Genomic DNA, 23,137 nt, shown 5'->3' on the forward strand with positions numbered 1-23,137 from the left:
CGAAATGAGTTGGGGTGTATTATTCTACAACCTCAACTCCTTTCCAAAAAGCAACATATCCTTTGATTTGTTTTGCCAAATCACTGGTTTCAGGGTAGTACCAGGCCGCATCTTGATTTTCTTTTCCGTCCACCTCAACAGTATAGTATGAAGCTACTCCTTTCCAAGGGCAATTAGTATGAGTATCGCTAGATTTAAAAAATTCTTCTTTTATTGCTTCTGGCGGAAAATAATGGTTGTTTTCTATAACTTTTGTGTCATTACTTTCTGCTATAACTTGACCATTCCAAATTGCTTTCATTTTTTAAAATTTTGAGTTCTTATTTTGCTTTTCTAAGCAAGTAATCCTTATAATAATTATTCTGATCTGAAAAAGATTTAACGATCTCTAAACCCGATTCTTTGGCTAACCATTTTACAATATCATCATCATATTTCTGAGAAATTTCTGTATGTATGCTTTCCCAGGCTTCAAAATGAACTTCTAGAGATAAATCATCAATATCTACTTTTTGTTTTTCTGTGCTAACCAAATAACTCTTTGCTGTTCCACTTTCGGGATCATACACCTCCCAATGAATAAATTTATCTAAATCAAAATTTCCGCGTAGTTCTTTATTAATTCTGGTTAACACATTTTTATTAAAAGCTGCCGTTACTCCAGATTTGTCGTTATAAGCATCTAAAACTTTCTGAGGATGTTTTTTTTGATCAAATCCCATAAAAACCAGATCCTTTGAATTCATTGAATTACACAATTTTTTTAAAAACTGAATTGCCCTTGGGTGCAACAAATTTCCAATATTTGATCCCAGAACCATAATTACTTTCTTACGATCACTAATATGTTTTAATCGATCCAATACTTCAAAATATTCGCCTATTTGCCCCTGAACAAGTACTTCTTTCATTTCATGATTTAAGTTCTTTACGAGGCCATCAATTGCATTTTCGCTTATATCTATTGGTTTATATGCAAAGTCATACTTGTGGTTCAATAACTCTTTTAATAATACTTTTGTTTTTTTACCATCACCCGCGCCAAGTTCTATCAAATCAAAACCTTCTTTATCCTGGTCAAAACTTTGTACAATTTCAGTTTTATGGGTCTCAAAGATCTCATATTCTGCTCTTGTAAGATAATACTCGGGCAATGCCATAATTTGTTGAAAAAGTTCATCTCCAACTTCATCATAGAAATATTTTGACGATAGATATTTTGGGAATGCAGTTAAACCTTCGCATACCTCCTTCTCGAAAGTAGATATTATTACTTTTTGATCTTTAGAATTCATGTGAAATGGAATTAGTTATCTTTTACCAATCGCAATCCCGTAAATTGCCATCTTAGCTGTGGATGAAAAAAATTACGATATGTTGGTCTGGTATGGTTTTGAGGTGTGGCCACCGAGCCGCCACGAAGCACTTTTTGATTAACCATGAATTTTCCGTTGTACTCACCTAAAGCACCTGGGGCCTTTTTATAATTTGGATAGGGTGAATATGCACTTTCTGTCCATTCCCATCGTTCTCCCCATTTAAAATTAAGTTGAGCAACTTCCCATTCAAACTCTGTGGGTAAGCGTTGTCCTTTCCATTGCGAAAAAGCAAATGCTTCGTAATAAGAAATATGAGTGACCGGAGCTTCAGGGTTTAATTCTTTTAATCCTTGTAAGGTATATTGATATCTTTGCTTGTCTATGGTATACCAGTACAATGGTGATTTAATATCGCCATTTTGTATCCAATCCCAAGCCTCGGCGTGCCAAAGTAAACTGTTTTTATACCCGTTATCATCAATAAACTCAAGATATTCTTTATTGGTTATTAATTTGTTACTAATAGAATATTCATTAAGTAACACTTTATGCACTCCTAATTCGTTATCATAACAAAAATCAGTTCCTTTATATCCAATTTCATAGACTCCACTTTCTACAGTGATATACTTTGATGAGATATTAGAGGCTGAGTTTTCTGTGAAAGTATCATTATACTTAGGAAATAGAGGATTATTACCAAGTATAAACTTTATGTCTGTTAAAAGAAGCTCTTGATGTTGTTTCTCATGATGTATACCTATTTCAACTAATTTGAATATTTCTTTATCCTCATTTTCTTCGAGCAAGGCTTGCAAGTGCGAGGTTACATAGTCTCTATATTCATACACATCACTCACGGTAGGTCTTGAAAGGTTACCTCTGTTGGTTCGTATTACTCGTTTTCCTATGCTTTCATAATAGCTATTAAAAACGTAGGCATACTCCGGATGAAATCTTTTATAATCCTTGGCATATTTTGCTAATATAAATTCTTCAAAAAACCACGTTGTGTGTCCTAAATGCCATTTAGGGGGAGAAACATCTACTATTGGTTGAATTACGTAATCTTCAATTTCAAGAGGAGCACAAATTTCTTCAGAATCTGAACGGGTCTTTAAAAAAGAGGTTAATAAAGTATCGGTAATAATCATAAAAAAAAGTGTATTCGATTTACGAATACACTCAAATTTACTGATTTTTATTTTTGTTATAACTTTAACAAGGTTAATCCAATGTTAAAATATATTAATATTGTATTATGGTTTTATGAACGTAATAGGTACTGTATATGCAATTGCAATTGGCTTATTCCCCCATTTACCAGGTTCCATCTTAGGAATTGCTCTAATTATTCGAATCGCTTCTCTTTGTAAATATCGATGAGCACCGGTAACTTCTAACACCTCTATTTTACCTTTTTTATCTACAATAAATTCTACGGTTACCGTACCCTCTAAACCTTCTGCTAATGCAATATCTGGGTATTCGAAATTAGCAATGATATGATTCCTTAATTTATTATCAAAACATTGCGCTGGAGTTTGCCTAGAACGATCACATTTTGGCCATATCGGTGTAATCCCTTTTTCGGCCGCATTTTCTTGAGATAGAATAATCCCTTGTGCAAAGGAAAATCCAGAACATAAAATTGCAAATATTAGTAATAGTTTTTTCATAATGTGTTACTTTAAATTTGGGGGTTAAACCGCCACTGCTCCTTTAATATGAGGATGCGGATCATAGTCAACTAAAGTAAAGTCATCAAAAACAAAGCCAAAAATATCTTTTACCTCTGGATTAAGTACCATTTTAGGTAGTTTTCGAGGCTCTCTAGATAGCTGTAATTCTAATTGTTCAAGATGGTTATTATATATATGTGCATCGCCAAAAGTATGTATAAAATCACCAGCCTCATATCCACATACCTGTGCCATCATCATAGTAAACAAAGCATATGACGCTATATTAAACGGAACTCCCAAAAAGATATCCGCACTGCGTTGATAGAGCTGACAAGATAGTTTACCATCTGCCACATAAAATTGAAAAAACGCATGGCATGGTGGTAACGCTGCTTTTCCATTTGCTACATTTTCTGCAAAAGATTTTGAAGTATCTGGTAATACACTTGGATTCCAGGCAGAAACTAACATTCGTCTACTATCCGGATTATTTTTAAGTGTTTCAACAACTTCTTTTATCTGGTCAATTTCATTACTATCCCAATTGCGCCATTGATGACCATAAACAGGTCCCAGATCTCCATTCTCATCTGCCCATTCATTCCAGATACGCACTCCATTTTCTTGAAGATACTCAATATTAGTATCACCTTTCAAAAACCATAATAACTCATGAATTATAGATTTTAAATGAAGTTTTTTGGTAGTTACCATAGGAAAACCTTCACTTAGATCAAAACGCATTTGATATCCAAAAACACTTTTGGTACCTGTTCCAGTTCGATCTTCTTTTGCATTTCCATTCTCAATTACATGACGCACAAGGTCAAGATATTGCCTCATATTCTCTCTTACTATTTACGTTATTGTATAAGTTGTATAGTCTTCTCAAATATACAAAAAATAGGTTTCGAGAGTGTGTTTAACCCAAAGATTATAAAATAGTTATAAACCTGTTATGAAAAATGCGATTTTATTAAAAAACAAAAGAAATATTTATCCTATAATCATTCCTGCAATGGTAGCAGACAATAATGAAGCTACTGTACCTCCTATCAATGCTTTCATACCAAACTCAGATAATGTTTTACGTTGACCTGGTGCCAGAGAACCTATTCCTCCTATTTGTATACCTATCGAGGCAAAGTTTGCAAATCCACAAAGCATATATGTTGCCATAATTACAGATTTACTGTACGTAAGATGCAATGGATTAGCAGGGTTTTTTAAATCTGCTAATTGAATATAACCAACAAACTCACTAGCAGCTAGTTTTATTCCTAGGAGTTGCCCCATTAAAGCTATGTCTTCTTTAGCAACTCCAATCAGCCACATTAATGGCGCAAAAAGATAGCCTAAAATAAGTTCAAGAGATAAGTTTTCGTAAGATGTATTTGATGCTATCCATGTGTTTACAGAAGTAATGTCCCCAACCCAACTTAATATACCATTCAACATAGCAATAAAGGCGACAAATACTAATAACATAGCACCAACATTTACAGCCAATTTTAAGCCTTCAGTTGTTCCGTTTGCTATAGCGTCTAAAATATTAGATCCTATTTTTTCTGAAGAAACATGTACATCTGTATTAATTTCTTCCGTTTGCGGAAAAAGTATTTTAGAAATAACAATTGCTCCTGGAGCTGCCATTACTGATGCTGCTAATAGGTGTTTTGCAAATTGTAATCTTAAAACCGGGTCGTCTCCTCCTAAAAATCCTATATAAGCTGCCAATACAGCGCCCGCAACAGTAGCCATACCACCTACCATAACCAATAGCATTTCAGACTTATTCATCTTTTCTAAATATGCTTTAATCAATAGAGGTGCTTCTGTTTGGCCTAAAAAGATGTTACCAGCAACACTCAAACTTTCTGCTCCAGATATCTTTAGCGTTTTAGTTAACAACCAAGCCAAGCCTTTTACTACTTTTTGAATAACCCCTAAATAAAATAATAATGAAGTTAAAGCTGAGAAGAATATAATGGTCGGTAATACTTGAAAAGCGAATATAAAACCAAAGGTGTCCATGTCTACTACCAAACCTTCAAACAGAAATTTACTTCCTGCTCGAGTAAAGTCTAAAACACTAACAAATAGACTTCCTACCCATTCAAATATCGTTTGAACAAACGGTACTTTTAAAACTCCAATGGCAATTATCACCTGAAATCCAACACCTAATCCAACTGTTTTCCAATTAATTGCTTTTCGGTTACTACTAAACAAATACGCTATGATTAAAAGTACAATCATACCGAGTATTCCTCTCCATAAACTATTAAAAGAAAACCCCTGGTTAGGCACAAGTGTATCAACTTGTGTAACCTGAACAGGAGTAGCTGTATCTTTTTGCGCTGTTAACAAATACGAGATTCCTTTTTTTGATACTACCAGAGTTGAATCTGTAATCGTATTTACTTTATATTTTATAATTGAATCTTCTGCAACTTCAGGAAATAGAAGTAAAATATTATGCTGTTGCAGATAATCTCCTTGTAAGGATTCTTCTGAATTTATAGTATAAGAAAATTGGCCTTTTTCAAATTGAAAATAATCTCCTTTTTTAACTTTCATAACTTCTCCCGAAGCGTTCTCTCTTTTCTCTAAAGTCCATTTTTTCTCAATGGATTGCGCAAATGATATTGTAAAAACAGAAAATAAAAACAGAAAAGTTAGTAGTCCTTTCTTCATAAAAATTGACCTCATTTAAAAAATATAATTAGACCCCTAAGTAGTGTTTGATTGTGTTGTGCAAAACTAGCCTCGTTTAGAAATTTCGTCTCTGATCCGTGCCGCTAGTTCATAATCTTCATTTGCAACAGCCTGATCAAGCATTCTATTAAGTTCATCCAGAGAAAGATCTTTGTAACTAGTTTCTTTACCTACCATTTCAACATCTTCAGACACCAACTCGTCTACCAATAAACTTTCTGGATCATTTTCATCTTCTTTTTTGGGATTGACTTTTAGATATATCCCCGCCTGATCTAATATATTTTTGTATGTAAATATCGGCGCTTGAAAACGCAGTGCAAGAGCTATAGCATCACTTGTTCTTGCATCTATAATTTCTTCAATCTTATCTCGTTCACAAATGATACTAGAATAAAAAACACCATCAACAAGTTTATGAATAATGACCTGTTTTACAATAACCTCAAATCGATCTGCAAAGTTTTTAAAAAGATCATGGGTTAATGGTCTAGGAGGTTTGATCTCCTTTTCTAAAGCAATAGCTATAGATTGTGCTTCAAAAGCACCTATTACTATTGGCAACTTTCTTTCCCCATCTACTTCACTTAAAATTAGTGCATATGCACCATTTTGGGTCTGACTGTATGATATTCCTTTTATGTTCAGACGAACTAAACTCATAATGCTCTCAATAAAAAAAGGCTGTTTGAACACACGGACTTTTACCAAAGTTCAAACAGCCCTTAATTGGGCACAATTTATGAAAATTATGCGTTATTCGACTTAAATTCTTTTAATTTTTCTATAAGTCTTGGCACTACTTCAAAAGCATCTCCTACTATTCCGTAGTCTGCTGCTTTAAAGAAAGGTGCTTCTGGGTCATTGTTTATAACCACTTTTACTTTACTTGCATTAATCCCTGCAAGATGTTGTATTGCTCCAGAAACTCCAACAGCTATATACAAGTTAGAAGCCACTGGTTTACCTGTTTGTCCAACGTGTTCACTATGCGGTCTCCAACCCATATCACTTACTGGTTTAGAGCATGCTGTTGCTGCTCCTAATACTTCAGCAAGATCTTCAATCATCCCCCAATGCTCCGGTCCTTTTAAACCACGACCACCAGATACAACAATCTCGGCATCAGCAATAGAAACTTTATCTGTAGCCTTATCTACTGATGTTACATTTACATTAAAATCTGCATCTGATAACGATGGAGCAAAAGCTTCTGCGCTTGCGGCTCCAGAATTTTCTTTTAGTCCAAATGCATTATTAGACAATCCAATTACCTTAACATCTGTTGACATCTCGGTAATATTAAATGCTTTATTTGTAAATGCTGTACGTTTTACTTTAAAAGGAGCTGCACTTTCTGGTAATGCAACCACGTTAGATGCATACCCTGCATTAAGGTTTACAGCTAATAATGGAGCTAAAAACTTACTGTCTGCAGAAGAACTTACCACAACAACTTTAGAAGCTTCTTGCGTAGCAGCTTGTTTGATCGCATCAGCATATGCTTTTGCATTAAACCCAGACAATTTATCGTCTTTTACTTCTAATACCTTATCAACACCATAAGTTCCTAACTCGCTACTATCTCCTCCATTAATACTTATTGCAGTAACTGTTGTTCCCAACATAGTCGCTACTTCTTTTGCATAAGATGCTACTTCGAAAGCTGCTTTTTTAAACTTTCCTCCTTCACTTTCTGTATATACTAAAACTGACATATTTTTTTCTTTTAAATAGCTTTTGCTTCGTTATGTAATAAATCTATAAGCTCCTGTACATTATCTGGAGATACTAGTTTCACATCTCCTTTAGGAGCTGGTTTCTGAAACTGAACGGCCTTAGTTTCGTGATCAGCATCAACTGGATCAACAACAGTTAATGGTTTCTTACGAGCCATCATAATCCCACGCATATTTGGTATACGCAAATCACTTTCTTCAACAAGTCCTTTTTGACCTCCAACAACCAAAGGTAATTTAGTTGTAGATGTTTCTTTACCTCCATCTATTTCACGAATAGCAGTCGCCACATCACCTTCTATCTCTAAACCGATACAAGTATTCACAAAATTAGCACCAGTAATGGCAGCAACCATACCTGGCACCATACCGCCATTATAATCTATCGACTCTCTACCTCCAATAACAAGGTCATAACCTCCATCCTGAACGACTTTTGCCAATTGTTTAGCAACATAAAAACCATCAGTAGCTTCAGTATTTACTCGTATTGCATTATCTGCACCTATAGCTAGCGCTTTACGTAGTGTAGGTTCTGTCTCAGGGCCACCAACATTTACAACATCTACAGATGCTCCTTGTTTTTCTTTAAACCACATTGCACGAGTTAAACCAAATTCATCATTTGGATTAATCACAAATTGCACACCATTAGTATCAAACTTAGTATCCCCATCCGTAAAATTAATTTTGGAAGTTGTGTCCGGCACATGGCTAATACAAACTAATATCTTCATTTTATATAGGTATTTTTTGAGAATTTAATAATAAATGCGAAGGTACAAATAAAATGTCAAATTTACTATGCGTGCATAATAAATTTTTTAATATTCCACTGCCTCCTAAGCGTTTTAATTGCTACTTTTGCCTTTCGTTATAGCAAAAAACAATTTTTTACACATGAAAACGATACAATTCAGAGAAGCAATTTGCGAAGCAATGAGCGAAGAGATGCGCCGAGATGAATCCATTTATTTAATGGGTGAAGAAGTTGCAGAGTACAATGGAGCCTACAAAGCTAGTAAAGGTATGCTAGATGAATTTGGACCCGATCGTGTCTTGGATACTCCTATCTCTGAATTAGGTTTTGCTGGTATTGGAGTAGGAAGTGCTATGAATGGTAATCGACCTATTATAGAATTTATGACCTTTAACTTTTCATTGGTAGGGATCGATCAAATTATAAATAACGCTGCAAAAATGCGTCAAATGAGTGGAGGGCAATTTAATATCCCTATTGTTTTTAGAGGTCCTACAGCTTCTGCTGGTCAATTAGGGGCGACACACTCACAAGCTTTCGAAAACTGGTTTGCTAATACACCAGGGCTAAAGGTAGTAGTTCCTTCAAACCCTAAAGATGCAAAAGGATTATTAAAAGCTGCCATTAGAGATGATGATCCGGTTATCTTTATGGAAAGCGAACAAATGTATGGTGATAAAGGAGAAGTTCCAGAAGGTGAATATACAATTCCATTAGGTGTAGCAGAAACCAAAAGAGAAGGTAACGATGTTACTATTATTTCTTTTGGAAAAATTATAAAAGAAGCCTATAAAGCAGCGGATGAGCTTGCTAAAGAAAATATTTCTTGTGAAATTATCGATCTAAGAACTGTTCGTCCTTTAGATCTTGATGCTATTTTCACTTCAGTTAAAAAAACTAATCGACTAATTATCCTTGAAGAAGCATGGCCTCTTGCCAACATTGCTTCAGAAATCACTTATCAGGTTCAATCTAATATCTTTGACTATCTGGATGCACCTATTATAAAAATTAATACGGCAGATACACCAACCCCTTATTCTCCTGTTTTATTAGAAGAGTGGTTACCAAATAGCAAGGATGTAGTTAAAGCCGTAAAAAAAGTGATGTACAAATAAAATTTACTTTTTTATTTTACGTTTCATCAATTTTAGGAATGCAGCCTTGATATCCTAACCCTCAAAAATGGCCTAAAAATTGATGCATCCACTAACTATCATAAGTATTAACTATAATAACTTTAGATGAAAAAAATTATTTTAGGAGTAATTCTTGCTGTATTTAGCTGCACAGCTCTCCTTTCGCAAACTAAAGTTGGTGGGCAAGTATATGATAGCAACAAACAACCTATTCCTTTTGCAAATGTTGTATTTGTAAACTCTACAATTGGTACTATTACAGATGAAAACGGTAATTTTTACATGGAGTCAGATAATAACCATTCTGACATCAAAGTTTCATTTATTGGTTTTCAAACAAAAACGATAGCTCTTAATAAGCGAGTTACATATAAAATGCAGATAACTCTAGAAGAAGAAGCTGCATCTTTAGATGAAGTCGTTATATATAAAGGTAAAACCTCTAAGAAAAATAATCCTGCTATCGATATTCTAAAGAAGATATGGGATAATCGACGGGTAAATGGAGTCAAAAAATTTAAACAATACACATACGACAAGTACGAAAAATTAGAATTTGATCTAAATACTATTGATAGCGCTTTAATTAATAGTAGAATTTTCAATGGTATGGAGTTTATTTTTGACGATATAGACACCTCCAGAATTACAGGAAAAACGTATCTCCCAATCTTTCTAAACGAAGCCATTTCAAAAGTATATGGGGATAATCAAATAAATGAATATAAAGAAGTATTAACCGGAAATAAAAATGCCGGATTTAGTGATAATCAAACGCTAATTGCTTTCGTTAAAGATTTATATTCCGACTATGATGTATATGAAAATTACTTAAAATTCTTTGATAAAAGTTTTACAAGTCCGCTATCACGTACCGGAGTTGGTGTATATAATTACATTCTTTCTGACAGTGCCTATATAGGCAATAAATGGTGTTATAATATCATATACTATCCAAGGCGTAAAAACGAACTTACCTTTAAAGGAGATTTTTGGGTAAATGATACCACATGGGCTATCAAGGAGATCAACCTTGAAGTTACAAAAAGTGCTAATATAAACTGGGTAAAAGATTTATATATTGAACAAGAGTTTGATGTATTAAATGATTCCATTTTTCTAATCACAAAAGATTATTTTCAATCTGATTTTGCTTTCAGTAAGAAAGAAAAATCACGTGGGGTATACGGTAAAAGAACCACACTATACGACAATTATAAATTCAACATAAAGAAAGATAAAAAGTTTTATCAAACCCAAGTAGATCCATATGATCAGGACATATACAATCGTGAAGATTCGTTCTGGAAAAATGCCCGTATGGAAGAACTGAACAAAGATGAACAAAAAGTCTACAAATTGCTTGACACACTTCGCACAGTAAAAGCATTTAAGCGACTTTATAATATCGGAACAATTTTAGCTACGGGATATATAGAATTTAATGGGTTTGATTTTGGACCTTTGTTTTCAACTGTGGGATTCAATGATATTGAAGGTTGGAGACTACGTGCAGGAGGTAGAACCTATTTTACTTCTAATGACAGATGGCGTATAGAAGGATATGGAGCCTATGGCTTTAAAGACAATAAATTCAAATATGGCATATCCGGAAAGTATTTGGTAGATCGAAAATCCAGATTAATAGTATCGGCCGGAAATCGTAGAGATGTAGAACAATTAGGAGCTAGCTTAACCAACACCAATGACGTAGAAGGCAGAAGCCTTGCTTCGTCATCTGTAATAGCCACTGGAGATAATACTAGATTGACCTCTATTAATTTATCTGCATTTTCTATGCAATTAGAACCCAGAAAAAACTTTACCGTAGGAGTTACAGGATCGTACAGAAATTTAAAACCCGCAGATCGATCCCTATTTAGTCTTGATTTTGTTGATCCCGCTACCGGAGAATTACAAACAGAAATACAGCAAACAGAAATTGCAACATCTCTCGCCTATTTTCCTGGGCGCAAAACCACAGGTTATGGAGTCGATCGAATCACGGTTAACCAGGGTGATTTTGCGACTCTTTTCTTAAACTATAGCGTAGGGTTACAGGACATTATCGAAAGCGATTTTGAATATCAGAAAATCCAATTCTTATACCAGCAACCTTGGAATATTGGTGGTTTTGGTAGGCTGAATAGCACCTTAGAAGTTGGTAAAACTTTTGGAGATGTACCACTAGGGTTATTAAGTGTTATTCCTGGTAACCAAACCTACTTATCTATCTACAATACATTTCCTCTACTCAATTTTTACGAGTTTGTAACCGACACTTATGCTACTCTACATTTGGAACACAATTTTAATGGGCGAATATTCTCAAGAATACCATTGCTCCGAAAATTAAACCTTAGAGAACTAGTAGGAATTCGAGGAGCATGGGGACAATTGTCAGATGAAAACATCCTATTAAGTGCTCCTTCTAATGAAATTTTAATTGCTCCAGAAGATGAAGTCTATTGGGAATATAGTTTAGGAGTGGGTAATATCTTCAAAATTTTTAGAATTGATTTCCATTTTAGAGGAAACTATTTTGACAACCCTGATGCTCGTAAATTTGGAGTTACAGGTTCTTTTGGTTTCTATTTCTAAATAATTTGAAATATATCTCTGAAGATTTATCTCATAAAATGATAAAAACAATCGTTTTGTATCGCTCTGAAAACGTTATAGGTTACCTCTAGAATAAGATTTAACAAAAAAGACAAGATTTTCTTTAGATAAATTTTAACTAACCCCTTGTAATACTTATCTTTGCCGCCCATTAAATAGAAAACAAAAATTATGAGCGCAGCTACTAAAGAAAGCTTTGACGTACTTATTGAAATTCCAAAAGGAAGTCGTAACAAATATGAATACGATTTTGATATAAAAAAGATACGATATGATCGTATGATATTTTCATCGATGATGTATCCTGCAGATTACGGTTTTATTCCAGAGACATTAGCTCTAGATGGTGATCCGTTAGATGTATTAGTATTAGTTACTGAACCTACATTCCCTGGATGTGTGATGGAAGTAAAACCTATTGGTGTTTTTCATATGGCAGACGAAAAAGGTCCAGATGAAAAAATCATTTGTGTACCCGTATCAGATCCAATAGCTAACAGATTGGCTGATTTAAAAGAAATGAACCCACACTTGATAAAAGAGATTGAACACTTCTTCCAGGTATACAAAGATTTAGAAGAGAAAAAAGTTGATGTAGGCGGCTGGGGTAATATCGATGAAGCTAAAGATATCATTAAAGCTTGTGTAAAACGTTTTGAAGAACTTGAAGACAAACCAAAAGGATTGTTTAGCATAGCTTAATGCTTTATAAGTTTAAGTCATAAAAAAGGTGCAAATTAGATTTGCACCTTTTTTTTATTTATATATTATTTTGTCTTTTATCTTCTAATAATATTTATATTCTCAAACACAACAACATCTATCGTAGCCGATATTGTCATATCATTACCTGTTGTACGCTCATTTTCTATTTCTACAACAAAAGAGCACTTCAATTCATTGGTTGTTGTATCAAAACTATAATCTGTTACGCTTAAACTAGAACTTTTATCCCCGCTTTCAACATAGGTATCTAGGGTAAAAAGCTTTAGATCATCTGAGAGAATGGTATAATTTTGGAGAAAAAACCCAATATCACCAAAATCAGAATCATCGGTAACCTCTAAATAAAAACCAGCTGCGCTGCCTGCCGATTTATTAACATTAACCCCTGGAGAATTTGCTCTATCTACTTCAAACGTCAACGTAGAACCTTCAGTATTAAAATAGTTAGCACCCTCTTCATTAGTGATAAATTTCAGTTCTTCATCGTGAGTAAACGCCTCTCCATCTGCTCTTGTACCAGAGATATTTAAGGTTATACTACCATATTTCGATAATTCGTCAAAACCAACACCGTTTTCTCCATTCTCACCATCTAATCCGTTTTCTCCATTTATTCCATCAGTACCATCTAATCCATTTATTCCATCTTCTCCTTCACAATTCGCCAAGAATAATCCAATACCCAAAATACATATTGCCCTACACAATACTTTAAAATTAAAAATCCTCATTTTTTTTGCTTTTACTTATTACTAAAATTATAACATTAAAAATCCATGACACCACTATAAAAGGGTAAAAGACATACGCTACACAAATACGATCTCTTTGTCAGGAATTGATGTCAAAAATAGGATTCAAAAATCTTTACAACATCACCTTTTTCGGTGAAATTGAGTTGTTACAGAGATGTAGTGCACATATGATATTTTGAAGAAAGCCAAAAGGGTTTTTATATTAATCTAGAGTTTAATTTTAGAAGAAGTTAATTTTCAAAATCCAATCCTAAATAAATAAGAATCAATAAGGTCAATTAGATATATTTTTAGGATAAACAAACTTTCTCTATTGACATAAAATCATTCTAATCATAATATTTGTATTTTATTTAACATTTGCTAAATTCTAAATCATAAAACTCACAAAAGCGCAATATTTTATAATAAATATTGCGCTTTTTGTATTTAGGGTATTTTTACTACTTTTAGCGACTAATTAACTTAAACTATAATTAATGGAATCAAATATGATCTTTGTGCCAATTGCATTGGCAATTTTAGGGTTACTTTTTATGTTTATCAAAATGGCTTGGGTAAAAAAACAAGCTCCTGGTAACGAAAAAATGCAAGAAATTTCTAAAAGTATTAAAGAAGGTGCTCTGGCATTCCTCGCAGCAGAATATAGATTGTTAGTAATTTTTGTTGTTATTGCATCAGCTGCGTTATTTGGCATTTCAATGATTGTAGAAACTACAAGCTGGATGATTGTTCCGGCTTTTGTTTTTGGAGCTATATTTTCCGCTCTTGCTGGAAATATTGGTATGCGTATAGCAACTGAAGCCAACGCAAGAACTGCGGAAGCTGCAAAAACTAGTCTACCGCAAGCGCTAAAAGTATCTTTTGGTGGCGGAACAGTAATGGGACTTGGTGTTGCTGGCCTTGCTGTATTAGGATTAAGCTTGTTCTTTATGTTCTTTACTAATCAATTTATGGGAGATGAAGGATCTTTTTATACTAATATGACTATTGTACTTGAGGCTCTTGCCGGGTTTTCTTTGGGCGCAGAGTCTATTGCATTATTTGCGCGTGTTGGTGGCGGTATTTACACCAAAGCAGCCGATGTTGGCGCCGACCTTGTAGGTAAAGTAGAAGCTGGCATCCCTGAAGATGACCCTCGTAATCCAGCTACTATTGCTGATAATGTAGGTGATAACGTTGGTGATGTTGCCGGTATGGGAGCCGACCTGTTTGGATCTTATGTAGCAACTGTACTAGCCGCAATGGTTTTAGGTAACTACGTGATCAGAGATATGTCAACAACCTCTCAGTTTACTGATGATTTTGGTAATATGGGTCCAATTTTACTACCAATAGTTATAGCCGGAGTTGGTATTTTAGCATCGATTATTGGTACCTTCTTAGTGGGAGTTAAAAATAATGAAGCTAAAGAGGCCCAGGTTCAAAAAGCGTTAGATTTAGGTAATTGGGCAGCAATCATTTTAACTGTTATCGCCAGTTATTTCTTAATTGATTTAATGCTTCCAAAGACAATGACGATGAACTTTTTTGGAGAAGGAGCTAAAGAAGTATCTTCTATGAATGTTTTCTATTCTACACTAATTGGTCTTGCTGTAGGTGCGTTAATATCTGTAGTTACTGCATATTACACAAGTTTGGGTAAAAAACCCGTATTAGATATTGTTCAAAACAGTTCTACAGGAGCAGCAACAAACATTATTGCCGGTCTTGCTGTTGGTATGAAATCAACATTCTTATCTGTAATCTTATTTGCAGCTGCGATATATGGATCGTATGAACTTGCCGGTTTTTATGGGGTAGCCTTGGCAGCCTCTGCAATGATGGCAACCACTGCAATGCAGTTAGCAATTGATGCTTTTGGACCTATTGCTGATAATGCTGGAGGGGTGGCAGAAATGAGTGAGTTAGAAGATCATGTACGTGAACGTACCGACATTCTGGATTCTGTAGGAAATACCACTGCAGCCGTAGGTAAAGGTTTTGCTATTGCGTCTGCTGCATTAACTGCACTAGCCTTATTTGCTGCATATGTAACATTTACGGGTATTGATGGTATCAATATTTTTAAAGCCGATGTACTTGCTATGTTATTTGTTGGAGGTATGATTCCGGTTATATTTTCTGCTTTAGCAATGAAATCTGTTGGTAAAGCCGCAATGGAAATGGTACAAGAAGTACGTCGACAGTTTAAGGAGATTCCTGGGATTATGGAAGGTACAGGAACCCCAGAATATGCTAAATGTGTTGACATTTCAACTAAAGCGGCTTTAAAAGAAATGATTTTACCTGGATTAATCACTATTATCACTCCAATTATCATTGGATTATTATTTGGTGCAGAACCTCTTGGAGGATATATGGCTGGAGTTTGTGTATCTGGTGTAATGTGGGCCATTTTTCAAAACAATGCTGGTGGCGCATGGGACAATGCAAAAAAATCATTTGAAGCTGGTGTTGAAATCGATGGAGAAATGACATACAAAGGCTCTGATGCTCATAAAGCAGCAGTAACTGGTGATACTGTTGGAGACCCGTTTAAAGATACATCTGGACCATCAATGAACATTTTAATCAAACTAACTTGTTTGGTTGGTTTAGTGATTGCTCCAATACTAGGCGGGCACCATCAAGAAACTGCTGTTGCCGATCAGAATATTGAGAGTACTGAATCATCTTCTAAGAAGGATATAGAAGTTGAAAAAACTGAAATATCTGATACCAAAATTGCAGTAATAGAATCAATTTCGAAATAAAAAATATAAAATTATACATATACGACCTCGCTCTTTGAGCGAGGTTGTTTATTTTTATAACAAAATCCACTTTTTTTTCATGTTTAAGAAGAAAGCTTTACGTATTAACACTTACTTAGGGTATGGCACTGCTACTCTATTTCGTGCCACCGGGAGAGCTCTTGAAGATGAAAATATTGATTTTAGCGCTAATCAAGGTGTTTTTAGAACCTTAAGAAATATCTACAGACAATTTGAAAGTGACGAAATTAGAAACGCCCCGATTACACTTACACTTCCTGACGGTAAAATTGTAGAAACGGTTACTGATCATGAAGGATACTACCACCTGGAGCTGGATATTTCAATAGACACCAAACAGATTAACAAAGAAGGCTGGACTAACTACACAGCTTCCTATAAAAAAGATAGTATTAATAAAAAGATAAACAACAATAATTCTTTTTCAAGTCAAATGCTTATCCCATCAAACGCAGCAGAATTTGGTATTATAAGCGACATAGACGACACTATTTTGCATACAGGAGTAGCTTCTTTTTTTAAGTGGAGGGTTATTGCTAATACTATTTTCAAAAACTTTGATAAACGCACCGCTATTGAGGGTACCGTAAAATTTTATAAAAAATTACATCTTGGAAAAAGCAACGCCCCTGTAAATCCATTTTTTTACGTAAGTAACAGCCCGTGGAATTTGTATGATTATTTAAGTGCATTTTTTAGAAAAAATCATTTTCCTAAAGGGCCAATTTTACTTAGAGATTTTAGAACTCCTTTTGACAAAACTCCAAAACCAAAAATACCTCATAAACAATCGGAAATTTTGAATCTTTTGAAAATGTATCCCGATATGAACTTTATTCTTATTGGTGATAGTGGAGAAAAAGATGCCGATATTTATACAAAAATTGCGAAAGAGCAGCCTGGTCGCATTTTAGCGATCTATTTAAGAAGTGTAAATCATCGACGAAAAGAAAAACGAATCAAAAGATTAATAGCCTCTTATGATTCTTCACCAATTTTACTTGTTCAAACCTCGGATCAGGCTATAAAGCATGCAAGAAAAAATGGGTTTATACACTAGTTTTCAAATTTCTCACTTCAGAGGTTAAAGCTAACATTGCTTCTTGTAATTGTTTGATACTAGCTGTATCAGAATTGGCGTCAATATTAAAGCTTAGTTTACTATTTACCTCCCAAAGCTCAACAATTTGATGCGTATTAATAGTGTATGGTAAATATTCTGAATTTAAAGAGACCAGGGTAATTACAGAGGAGTCTTCATTTTTTCTAATTTTCTTTACAACAACACTATCTTCTAAAACAACAACACAAATTGCATTACTACTTATTTCAGAAAGGTTATTTACTGCTTTACCGATTACCCACTCTTTGGGTTCTAAAACCGGCAACATACTATCCCCTTCTACCTGAAACCCTCTATACGTAGCATTTCTATATTCTGGAAGCGGGATATCAAATGCAGGTAATTGTTGATACCAATCTAAATCCTGAACATTATGTGGGTATCCAGCAGCAGCTTTTACATTTACTAATACTATATTCTCATTATTAAGAGAATCCACAGTGATCACTTTTGGTGCAACATTACCATTATGCAACTCTAGCCTTTTTTGATCGCTCTCTCCAAATAGCCAAAGAGGATTTATATTAAATTCTTGTAGTAATCGTGTAACAACTTTTCCTGAAATTTTTGTCTTACCTCGCTCAATATCTGCAGTAGAATTTTTAATCTGTAATACCTGTGCAAAATCTGATTGGGTATAATGGTTCTCTTCGCGGATTTGTTTAAACCGCTTAATGGTTTGGTCAGCTGAATTATCCATAGGATTCCAATTTAATTTTTAACCATAAAGTAAGTATTTAACTTCTAACTATTGTTTGGGATAATTACTTAAACAAAGATACATTTTTTTGGAATATTTCCAATTTTAACATAATTAAATTTTAATTTATATGGAATTTTTCCATAAATTTGGAAAAATTACTACTAAAATCAACCATATGTCTTCACAAATCGTTCCTTTATATCAAAAAGCACCTGAAGAAGTTATCCGTCATTCTTTAAATAATACCACCAAGACTATCGACATCCTAGAGTTAGAATTACAGAAAAAAGGATATTACTTCATTAAAAACCAAAAGATTGGGCGTTATAATTTTGATTTCTATTGTTCTGAACTTAGAATCGCTATTGAAATCGACGGATATGCGCATGAGTTTTCAGAAATTCATAATCAGGATGCTCCAAAAAAACTATTTATTTCTTCATTAGATATAACAGTATTACGTTTTACAGATTATCAGATTTTAATTGATATGGATGAGGTTTTTAGGATACTAAAAGGTCAAATTGAATCCTCAATTACCCATCAATATGTCGTTTGATAGAATTAAAGAAAAATTATCTATCCTGGCCGATGCCGCCAAATACGATGTTTCATGTGCCAGTAGCGGAAGCAAAAGAGCAAACCCAAACAAAGGACTAGGTAATACAACTACTATGGGTATATGCCATAGTTATACTGAAGATGGTCGTTGCGTTTCTTTACTTAAAATTTTACTTACAAATTATTGTATTTATGATTGTGCATACTGCGTGACCCGAAAAAGCAATGATATAAAACGTGCAGCCTTCAAAATTCAAGAAGTAGTAGATCTTACTATCAATTTTTATAGAAGAAATTACATCGAAGGGCTTTTCTTAAGCTCTGGTATTTTTAAAAATGCTGATTATACGATGGAGCGTCTAATTTCTGTTGCTAAAAAACTACGTTTAGAAGAAAATTTTAATGGTTATATCCACCTCAAGTCAATACCAGGTGCCAGTGATGAATTAATGCGTAAGGCCGGATTATATGCGGATCGGTTGAGCGTAAATATTGAAATCCCAACAATTTCAGGACTCAAGTTACTTGCTCCCGATAAAAAACATGAAGATTTCATAAAGCCAATGAAAAAAGTAAGAAATGAAATCATTCAATACAAAAATGAAAGAAAAATTATTAAAAGTACTCCAAGATACGCACCCGCCGGGCAAAGTACACAAATGATCATAGGTGCTACTGGCGAAACCGATAGAGACATTATGTACTCTGCAGCATATTATTACAAAAAGTATAATATGAGAAGAGTATATTATTCTGGTTATATTCCAGTTTTAGAAGACAATCGACTTCCTTCCCTTAAAACAGAAGTACCCATTCTTAGGGAAAATAGATTATACCAAACCGATTGGCTGCTCAGATTTTATGGCTTCTCGGTCGCAGAGTTGTTAAATGATTCTCATAAAAACTTAGATCTGGATATAGATCCAAAATTAAGCTGGGCATTACGAAATCTACATCTCTTCCCTATTGATATTAACAAAGCCAATAAAAGAATGTTGGCTAGAATACCAGGAATAGGAATGCAATCTGTATCCAAAATTATACAAGCAAGAACCTATAGAAATTTAGATTGGACACACCTTAAAGCAATTGGTATAGCAATAAACAGGGCTCAATATTTTATCACTTGCAATTCAAAAGACTTTTATAAGAAAGACCTAACACCTTTTAGCTTAAAAAACAAGATACTAAAGAGTTCTAACACCAAATACAAGAAATATTTTAATCAACAATTATCTCTTTTTTCTTAAATCACTGCAATGAATCCACAAACGATATTACTATACGACGGAAGTTTTGATGGATTTTTATGCTGTATTTTTGAAGTGTATTCGAAAAAAATAACGGCACCCATAATTAGAAAAGAAGATCAAACGCATAATCAATTATTCACCATTACCGAGCAAGTTCAGACTCTAGAAAATAATGCCCAAAGGGTCTGGAAAGCATTTAAGAAAAAAACTACCAAAACAGAGCAAAACAATTTTTTCAAGGCTTTCTTAAGTGAAATTAAAGGCGTAGAAAATACACTACTTAATTATACACAATATATTTTCAAAAAAGCGAATGACAAACAACATATAGATTTTAGCAATAAAGACATTCTAAAAATTAACCAGGTCGCAAGAATGGTAGAACGAGAAAAACATAGAATGGAAGCTTTTGTTCGATTTCAATTAACACAAGACGGCATCTATACATCTTCTGCAGCTCCAGATTTTAATGTACTTCCACTAATTATACATCATTTTAAGGATCGATATGCCGATCAAAAATGGTTAATCTATGATATGAGAAGAAAATATGGCATTTACTATAATCTTAAAATTGTAGATGTTATAACCTTCGAAAATGTTTTTGAAATTAATAACCAAACAATTAAAAGAAAAAGCCTGGACGAAGAAATTGATTTCCAAAAATTATGGACTGCCTATTATAAAAATGTAAATATCAAATCAAGAAAAAACAGCAAATTGCATCATCAACATATACCAAAACGCTACTGGAAATACTTAACAGAAAAGAACAATATATAGCCTTACAGAATACTTTATTTTATCGAAGTAGCACAATCATCGGTTAACATTCATAATACAAGTATATTACGATAATGTCAAAATTGTGTACTTTTTCCCCACCTTAAATTTCGAATAAAGGAAATAAAATATTATGTTTGACGTTAAGTAACCAAATAACTATATCTATTTATTATGAAAAAAATTTTTTTAGGAGCTCTAGCTCTAATGTTTTTATCAGTTGTTTCTTGTAAGCAAGCAGCAGACAAAGCAGAAGAAGCTGCTGACAAAGCAGAAGAAGTAGTTGAAAAGGCTGAAGAAAAAGTGGAAGAAGTTGCAGAAAAAGTGGAAAGCGCTGTTGAAGGTGTACCTAGCTTTAGCGACCCTGCTGTACAAGAGTACGTGAACGCTTATGAAGAATATATGGCTGAGTACACAAAAATAGTAGAGAGCAAAGACATGACTGCTTTTGCTGGATTGAGTACAAAAGGACAAGAACTTGCACAAAAAGCTCAAGACATTTCTGGGAAATTATCTGGTGAAGATGCTCAAAAATGGACTGACTATATGACTGCAAGCTCTAAGAAAATGCAGGAACTTGCTGCTAAAATGACTCAGCAGTAATATTATAGTAAAAAAATAGGTCTTTTGACCTAGAAAACCATCCCACTTGGGATGGTTTTTTCTATTCTAATCTAACCATTTAATCTTATCCTCAATCAAATCGCGTTTAGATGTCAAATCTTCTTCTTGATTATAATTTCCAAGATAAAAGAATCCCAAACAGCGTTCTCCCTCTTCAAAATCAAAGAAATCCCCCATATAATTAATCAATTTAGGACTACTCCAATAACACCCTATATCATTAGCAGAACATGTTAACCACATATTTTGTACAGCCATAGCTGTAGAGGCAATTTCTTCCCACTCCGGAATCCTTTTTTTCTCATCCCTTTTCATACATATTACTATAATTGCACTAGCCATAGTACAATTATTACGAATCTTTTTATGCTTAAATGGAGAAAAATCTTGATCCGAAGTAATATCAGTATACGTATCAGATAAAAATGTTCCTAAACGATCTTTTGAAGATCCTTGCACCACTTTAAAACGCCATGGCTGGGTTAATCTATGCGTTGGTGCCCAATTTGCATTTTCTAACAGGATTTTAATAAATGCTTTAGAAACTGGTTTATCATTATACTGTGGTGGAAAAATAGACCTTCTATTGCGAATTATTTCATTTATACTGTCTTTACCCATATAATTTCTTTTTTTTGTAAAGTTATTATTATTCTTAGGACTTAAATATCCTATACTATTAATTAATATAATATTGTGAATCCCCAAATTCGACTTCGTACACCAGAACAGCTAGATAATCTATCACTAAACGGAAATACTCTAAAAAAAACACTCAATAGTTTAAAGCTTATCAATATTTTCTTAGGAAATCATAGACAGCTAAGTAAAGCTGTATTAAGCTACTGTAAATCAAATCATGACAGAAGAGAATTTAGGATTGTTGATCTAGGTTGTGGTGGTGGTGATACTCTAAGATATATTTCAAAACGACTAAAATATCATAACATCAAAGCGACTTTTATCGGTATTGATGGTAATCCTTCGAGTATAATCTATGCAAAAGAAAGAACTATAGATACAAGAAATATTAATTTTATAACAGCCAATATTATTGATAAAGATTTCAAGACACCCGATTGTGACATCTTAATTAGCAGTCATTTTATATATCATTTTGAAGATAGTGAGCTTACTGATTTTTTAAAAAAAATACACTCCCAAAAAATTGAATACGTTATTTTTAGTGAACTTTATAGAAATAAGACCGCTTACAATTTATTTAAGCTTGTAAGTTTTGTACTTCCTATTTCCGATATTGCAAAAAAAGATGGTATGTTAGCCATACAAAGAGCTTTTTCTATTAAAGAACTTACTAATATCATCCAGAATAGTACTATTGAAAAATATAAAATCTCTAAAAAACCATTTTTTCGCACGATCACAGAAATAGACCCTTCAGCATGAAAAACTTTGTAAATGATAGCTTAAAAAAATTAAGAAACACCCCAAAATCTCTGGTGCTAACGTACATAATTATTTATTTTTTGTGGGGGTTAGGAATGAATCGTTTTGGAGCCGAAATGGAAATCGCAAGATTTACTTTTTGGTGGCAAGTAATTACATGCTACATTTTTTACATGGTTCCTATTTCAATCTTACTTAAAGAATATCATTTCTTTGATCAATATGCATATGGATTAGTAGCTATGGGGATATTAGAATTCCTGGGGTACTGGTTTCAGACCTCTTATGCTTATCCCAACAACATGCTAGATCATCTATTTAACCCTCAGAATTTTAGCTTAGGCATGGCTTTATTTTTTGCTTTATATTTTCCTGCTGGCAACTGGCTTGTTACCAAAATGCATCACCTCATTTTTCAGAAAAAAGAAGTCAAAAAACCATAG

At 33.8% G+C, this 23,137-nt stretch carries 23 protein-coding genes; 11 read left to right on the plus strand and 12 right to left on the minus strand.

The window, feature by feature from the left end; all coding sequences use genetic code 11:
• Nucleotides 1-19 precede the first annotated feature (19 nt).
• The 9 genes from JJQ60_RS08450 to JJQ60_RS08490 form a co-directional block, all read right to left on the minus strand.
• On the minus strand, nucleotides 20-301 hold the full coding sequence (locus JJQ60_RS08450) for a DUF427 domain-containing protein (protein WP_201918637.1): 282 nt from the start codon (nucleotides 299-301) through the stop codon (nucleotides 20-22).
• A gap of 19 nt (nucleotides 302-320) precedes the next feature.
• Nucleotides 321-1,295, minus strand: coding sequence for an L-histidine N(alpha)-methyltransferase (locus tag JJQ60_RS08455; protein WP_201918639.1), 975 nt, complete (start codon nucleotides 1,293-1,295; stop codon nucleotides 321-323).
• 11 nt (nucleotides 1,296-1,306) lie between these two features.
• Nucleotides 1,307-2,473, minus strand: a complete 1,167-nt coding sequence (gene egtB / locus JJQ60_RS08460) for an ergothioneine biosynthesis protein EgtB (RefSeq protein ID WP_201918640.1) — start codon at nucleotides 2,471-2,473, stop codon at nucleotides 1,307-1,309.
• 105 nt (nucleotides 2,474-2,578) lie between these two features.
• Complete coding sequence (locus tag JJQ60_RS08465) at nucleotides 2,579-2,998, minus strand: energy transducer TonB (RefSeq protein WP_201918642.1); 420 nt, start codon at nucleotides 2,996-2,998, stop codon at nucleotides 2,579-2,581.
• Nucleotides 2,999-3,022: 24 nt separating this feature from the next.
• The gene (locus JJQ60_RS08470; protein ID WP_201918644.1) at nucleotides 3,023-3,847 is read right to left on the minus strand and encodes a thymidylate synthase; all 825 of its coding nucleotides are present in this window, start codon (nucleotides 3,845-3,847) and stop codon (nucleotides 3,023-3,025) included.
• Nucleotides 3,848-4,000: 153 nt separating this feature from the next.
• Nucleotides 4,001-5,701, minus strand: a complete 1,701-nt coding sequence (locus JJQ60_RS08475; RefSeq protein ID WP_201918646.1) for a NupC/NupG family nucleoside CNT transporter — start codon at nucleotides 5,699-5,701, stop codon at nucleotides 4,001-4,003.
• Between the two features lie 66 nt (nucleotides 5,702-5,767).
• Nucleotides 5,768-6,385 (minus strand): bifunctional nuclease family protein, encoded by a 618-nt coding sequence (locus tag JJQ60_RS08480; protein WP_201918648.1) that lies wholly within the window; start codon nucleotides 6,383-6,385, stop codon nucleotides 5,768-5,770.
• A gap of 86 nt (nucleotides 6,386-6,471) precedes the next feature.
• On the minus strand, nucleotides 6,472-7,440 hold the full coding sequence (locus tag JJQ60_RS08485) for an electron transfer flavoprotein subunit alpha/FixB family protein (RefSeq protein WP_201918650.1): 969 nt from the start codon (nucleotides 7,438-7,440) through the stop codon (nucleotides 6,472-6,474).
• A gap of 11 nt (nucleotides 7,441-7,451) precedes the next feature.
• Entirely contained in the window at nucleotides 7,452-8,198 is a 747-nt protein-coding gene (locus tag JJQ60_RS08490; RefSeq protein ID WP_201918652.1) for an electron transfer flavoprotein subunit beta/FixA family protein, read from the minus strand.
• Nucleotides 8,199-8,361: 163 nt separating this feature from the next.
• On the opposite strand from JJQ60_RS08490, the gene JJQ60_RS08495 reads away from it, so the two are divergent.
• The 3 genes from JJQ60_RS08495 (at nucleotide 8,362) to JJQ60_RS08505 (ending at nucleotide 12,684) form a co-directional block, all read left to right on the plus strand.
• The gene (locus tag JJQ60_RS08495) at nucleotides 8,362-9,339 is read left to right on the plus strand and encodes a pyruvate dehydrogenase complex E1 component subunit beta (protein ID WP_201918654.1); all 978 of its coding nucleotides are present in this window, start codon (nucleotides 8,362-8,364) and stop codon (nucleotides 9,337-9,339) included.
• A gap of 126 nt (nucleotides 9,340-9,465) precedes the next feature.
• Nucleotides 9,466-11,961, plus strand: a complete 2,496-nt coding sequence (locus tag JJQ60_RS08500) for a DUF5686 and carboxypeptidase-like regulatory domain-containing protein (protein WP_201918656.1) — start codon at nucleotides 9,466-9,468, stop codon at nucleotides 11,959-11,961.
• 192 nt (nucleotides 11,962-12,153) lie between these two features.
• Nucleotides 12,154-12,684 carry an inorganic diphosphatase gene (locus JJQ60_RS08505; RefSeq protein ID WP_201918658.1) on the plus strand — a complete coding sequence of 177 codons (531 nt, stop codon included), beginning with the start codon at nucleotides 12,154-12,156 and terminating at the stop codon, nucleotides 12,682-12,684.
• Nucleotides 12,685-12,761: 77 nt separating this feature from the next.
• Here the strand turns inward: JJQ60_RS08505 and JJQ60_RS08510 are convergent, their stop codons facing one another.
• Complete coding sequence (locus tag JJQ60_RS08510) at nucleotides 12,762-13,439, minus strand: hypothetical protein (protein WP_201918660.1); 678 nt, start codon at nucleotides 13,437-13,439, stop codon at nucleotides 12,762-12,764.
• A gap of 503 nt (nucleotides 13,440-13,942) precedes the next feature.
• On the opposite strand from JJQ60_RS08510, the gene JJQ60_RS08515 reads away from it, so the two are divergent.
• On the plus strand, nucleotides 13,943-16,219 hold the full coding sequence (locus tag JJQ60_RS08515) for a sodium-translocating pyrophosphatase (RefSeq protein WP_201918661.1): 2,277 nt from the start codon (nucleotides 13,943-13,945) through the stop codon (nucleotides 16,217-16,219).
• 79 nt (nucleotides 16,220-16,298) lie between these two features.
• On the plus strand, nucleotides 16,299-17,300 hold the full coding sequence (locus JJQ60_RS08520) for an App1 family protein (RefSeq protein ID WP_201918663.1): 1,002 nt from the start codon (nucleotides 16,299-16,301) through the stop codon (nucleotides 17,298-17,300).
• Here JJQ60_RS08520 and JJQ60_RS08525 read toward each other — a convergent pair.
• The gene (locus JJQ60_RS08525) at nucleotides 17,290-18,063 is read right to left on the minus strand and encodes an XRE family transcriptional regulator (protein ID WP_201918665.1); all 774 of its coding nucleotides are present in this window, start codon (nucleotides 18,061-18,063) and stop codon (nucleotides 17,290-17,292) included. The two genes, JJQ60_RS08520 and JJQ60_RS08525, sit on opposite strands and share 11 nt — an antisense overlap.
• 178 nt (nucleotides 18,064-18,241) lie before the next feature.
• Between JJQ60_RS08525 and JJQ60_RS08530 the strand changes: the two genes are divergently transcribed.
• From JJQ60_RS08530 to JJQ60_RS08545, 4 genes are all read left to right on the plus strand, one after another.
• Entirely contained in the window at nucleotides 18,242-18,625 is a 384-nt protein-coding gene (locus tag JJQ60_RS08530) for an endonuclease domain-containing protein (RefSeq protein ID WP_201918667.1), read from the plus strand.
• A complete protein-coding gene (locus JJQ60_RS08535) occupies nucleotides 18,615-19,877 on the plus strand; it encodes a putative DNA modification/repair radical SAM protein (protein ID WP_201919689.1) in 1,263 nt (420 codons plus the stop codon). Before JJQ60_RS08530 ends, JJQ60_RS08535 begins: the two co-directional genes overlap by 11 nt.
• Before the next feature lie 9 nt (nucleotides 19,878-19,886).
• Nucleotides 19,887-20,663 carry a TIGR03915 family putative DNA repair protein gene (locus JJQ60_RS08540; protein ID WP_201918669.1) on the plus strand — a complete coding sequence of 259 codons (777 nt, stop codon included), beginning with the start codon at nucleotides 19,887-19,889 and terminating at the stop codon, nucleotides 20,661-20,663.
• A gap of 174 nt (nucleotides 20,664-20,837) precedes the next feature.
• Nucleotides 20,838-21,266, plus strand: coding sequence for a hypothetical protein (locus JJQ60_RS08545; protein ID WP_201918671.1), 429 nt, complete (start codon nucleotides 20,838-20,840; stop codon nucleotides 21,264-21,266).
• 66 nt (nucleotides 21,267-21,332) lie between these two features.
• On the opposite strand, the gene JJQ60_RS08550 is transcribed toward JJQ60_RS08545, so the two are convergent.
• Entirely contained in the window at nucleotides 21,333-21,908 is a 576-nt protein-coding gene (locus JJQ60_RS08550) for a nitroreductase family protein (RefSeq protein WP_201918673.1), read from the minus strand.
• Nucleotides 21,909-21,983: 75 nt separating this feature from the next.
• On the opposite strand from JJQ60_RS08550, the gene JJQ60_RS08555 reads away from it, so the two are divergent.
• Nucleotides 21,984-22,694 (plus strand): methyltransferase domain-containing protein, encoded by a 711-nt coding sequence (locus tag JJQ60_RS08555; RefSeq protein ID WP_201918675.1) that lies wholly within the window; start codon nucleotides 21,984-21,986, stop codon nucleotides 22,692-22,694.
• Nucleotides 22,691-23,137, plus strand: coding sequence for a hypothetical protein (locus JJQ60_RS08560; RefSeq protein ID WP_201918677.1), 447 nt, complete (start codon nucleotides 22,691-22,693; stop codon nucleotides 23,135-23,137). The genes JJQ60_RS08555 and JJQ60_RS08560 overlap by 4 nt, the downstream gene beginning before the upstream one ends.

Source organism: Aquimarina mytili (assembly GCF_016735115.1).
Taxonomy (GTDB): Bacteria; Bacteroidota; Bacteroidia; order Flavobacteriales; family Flavobacteriaceae; genus Aquimarina; species Aquimarina mytili.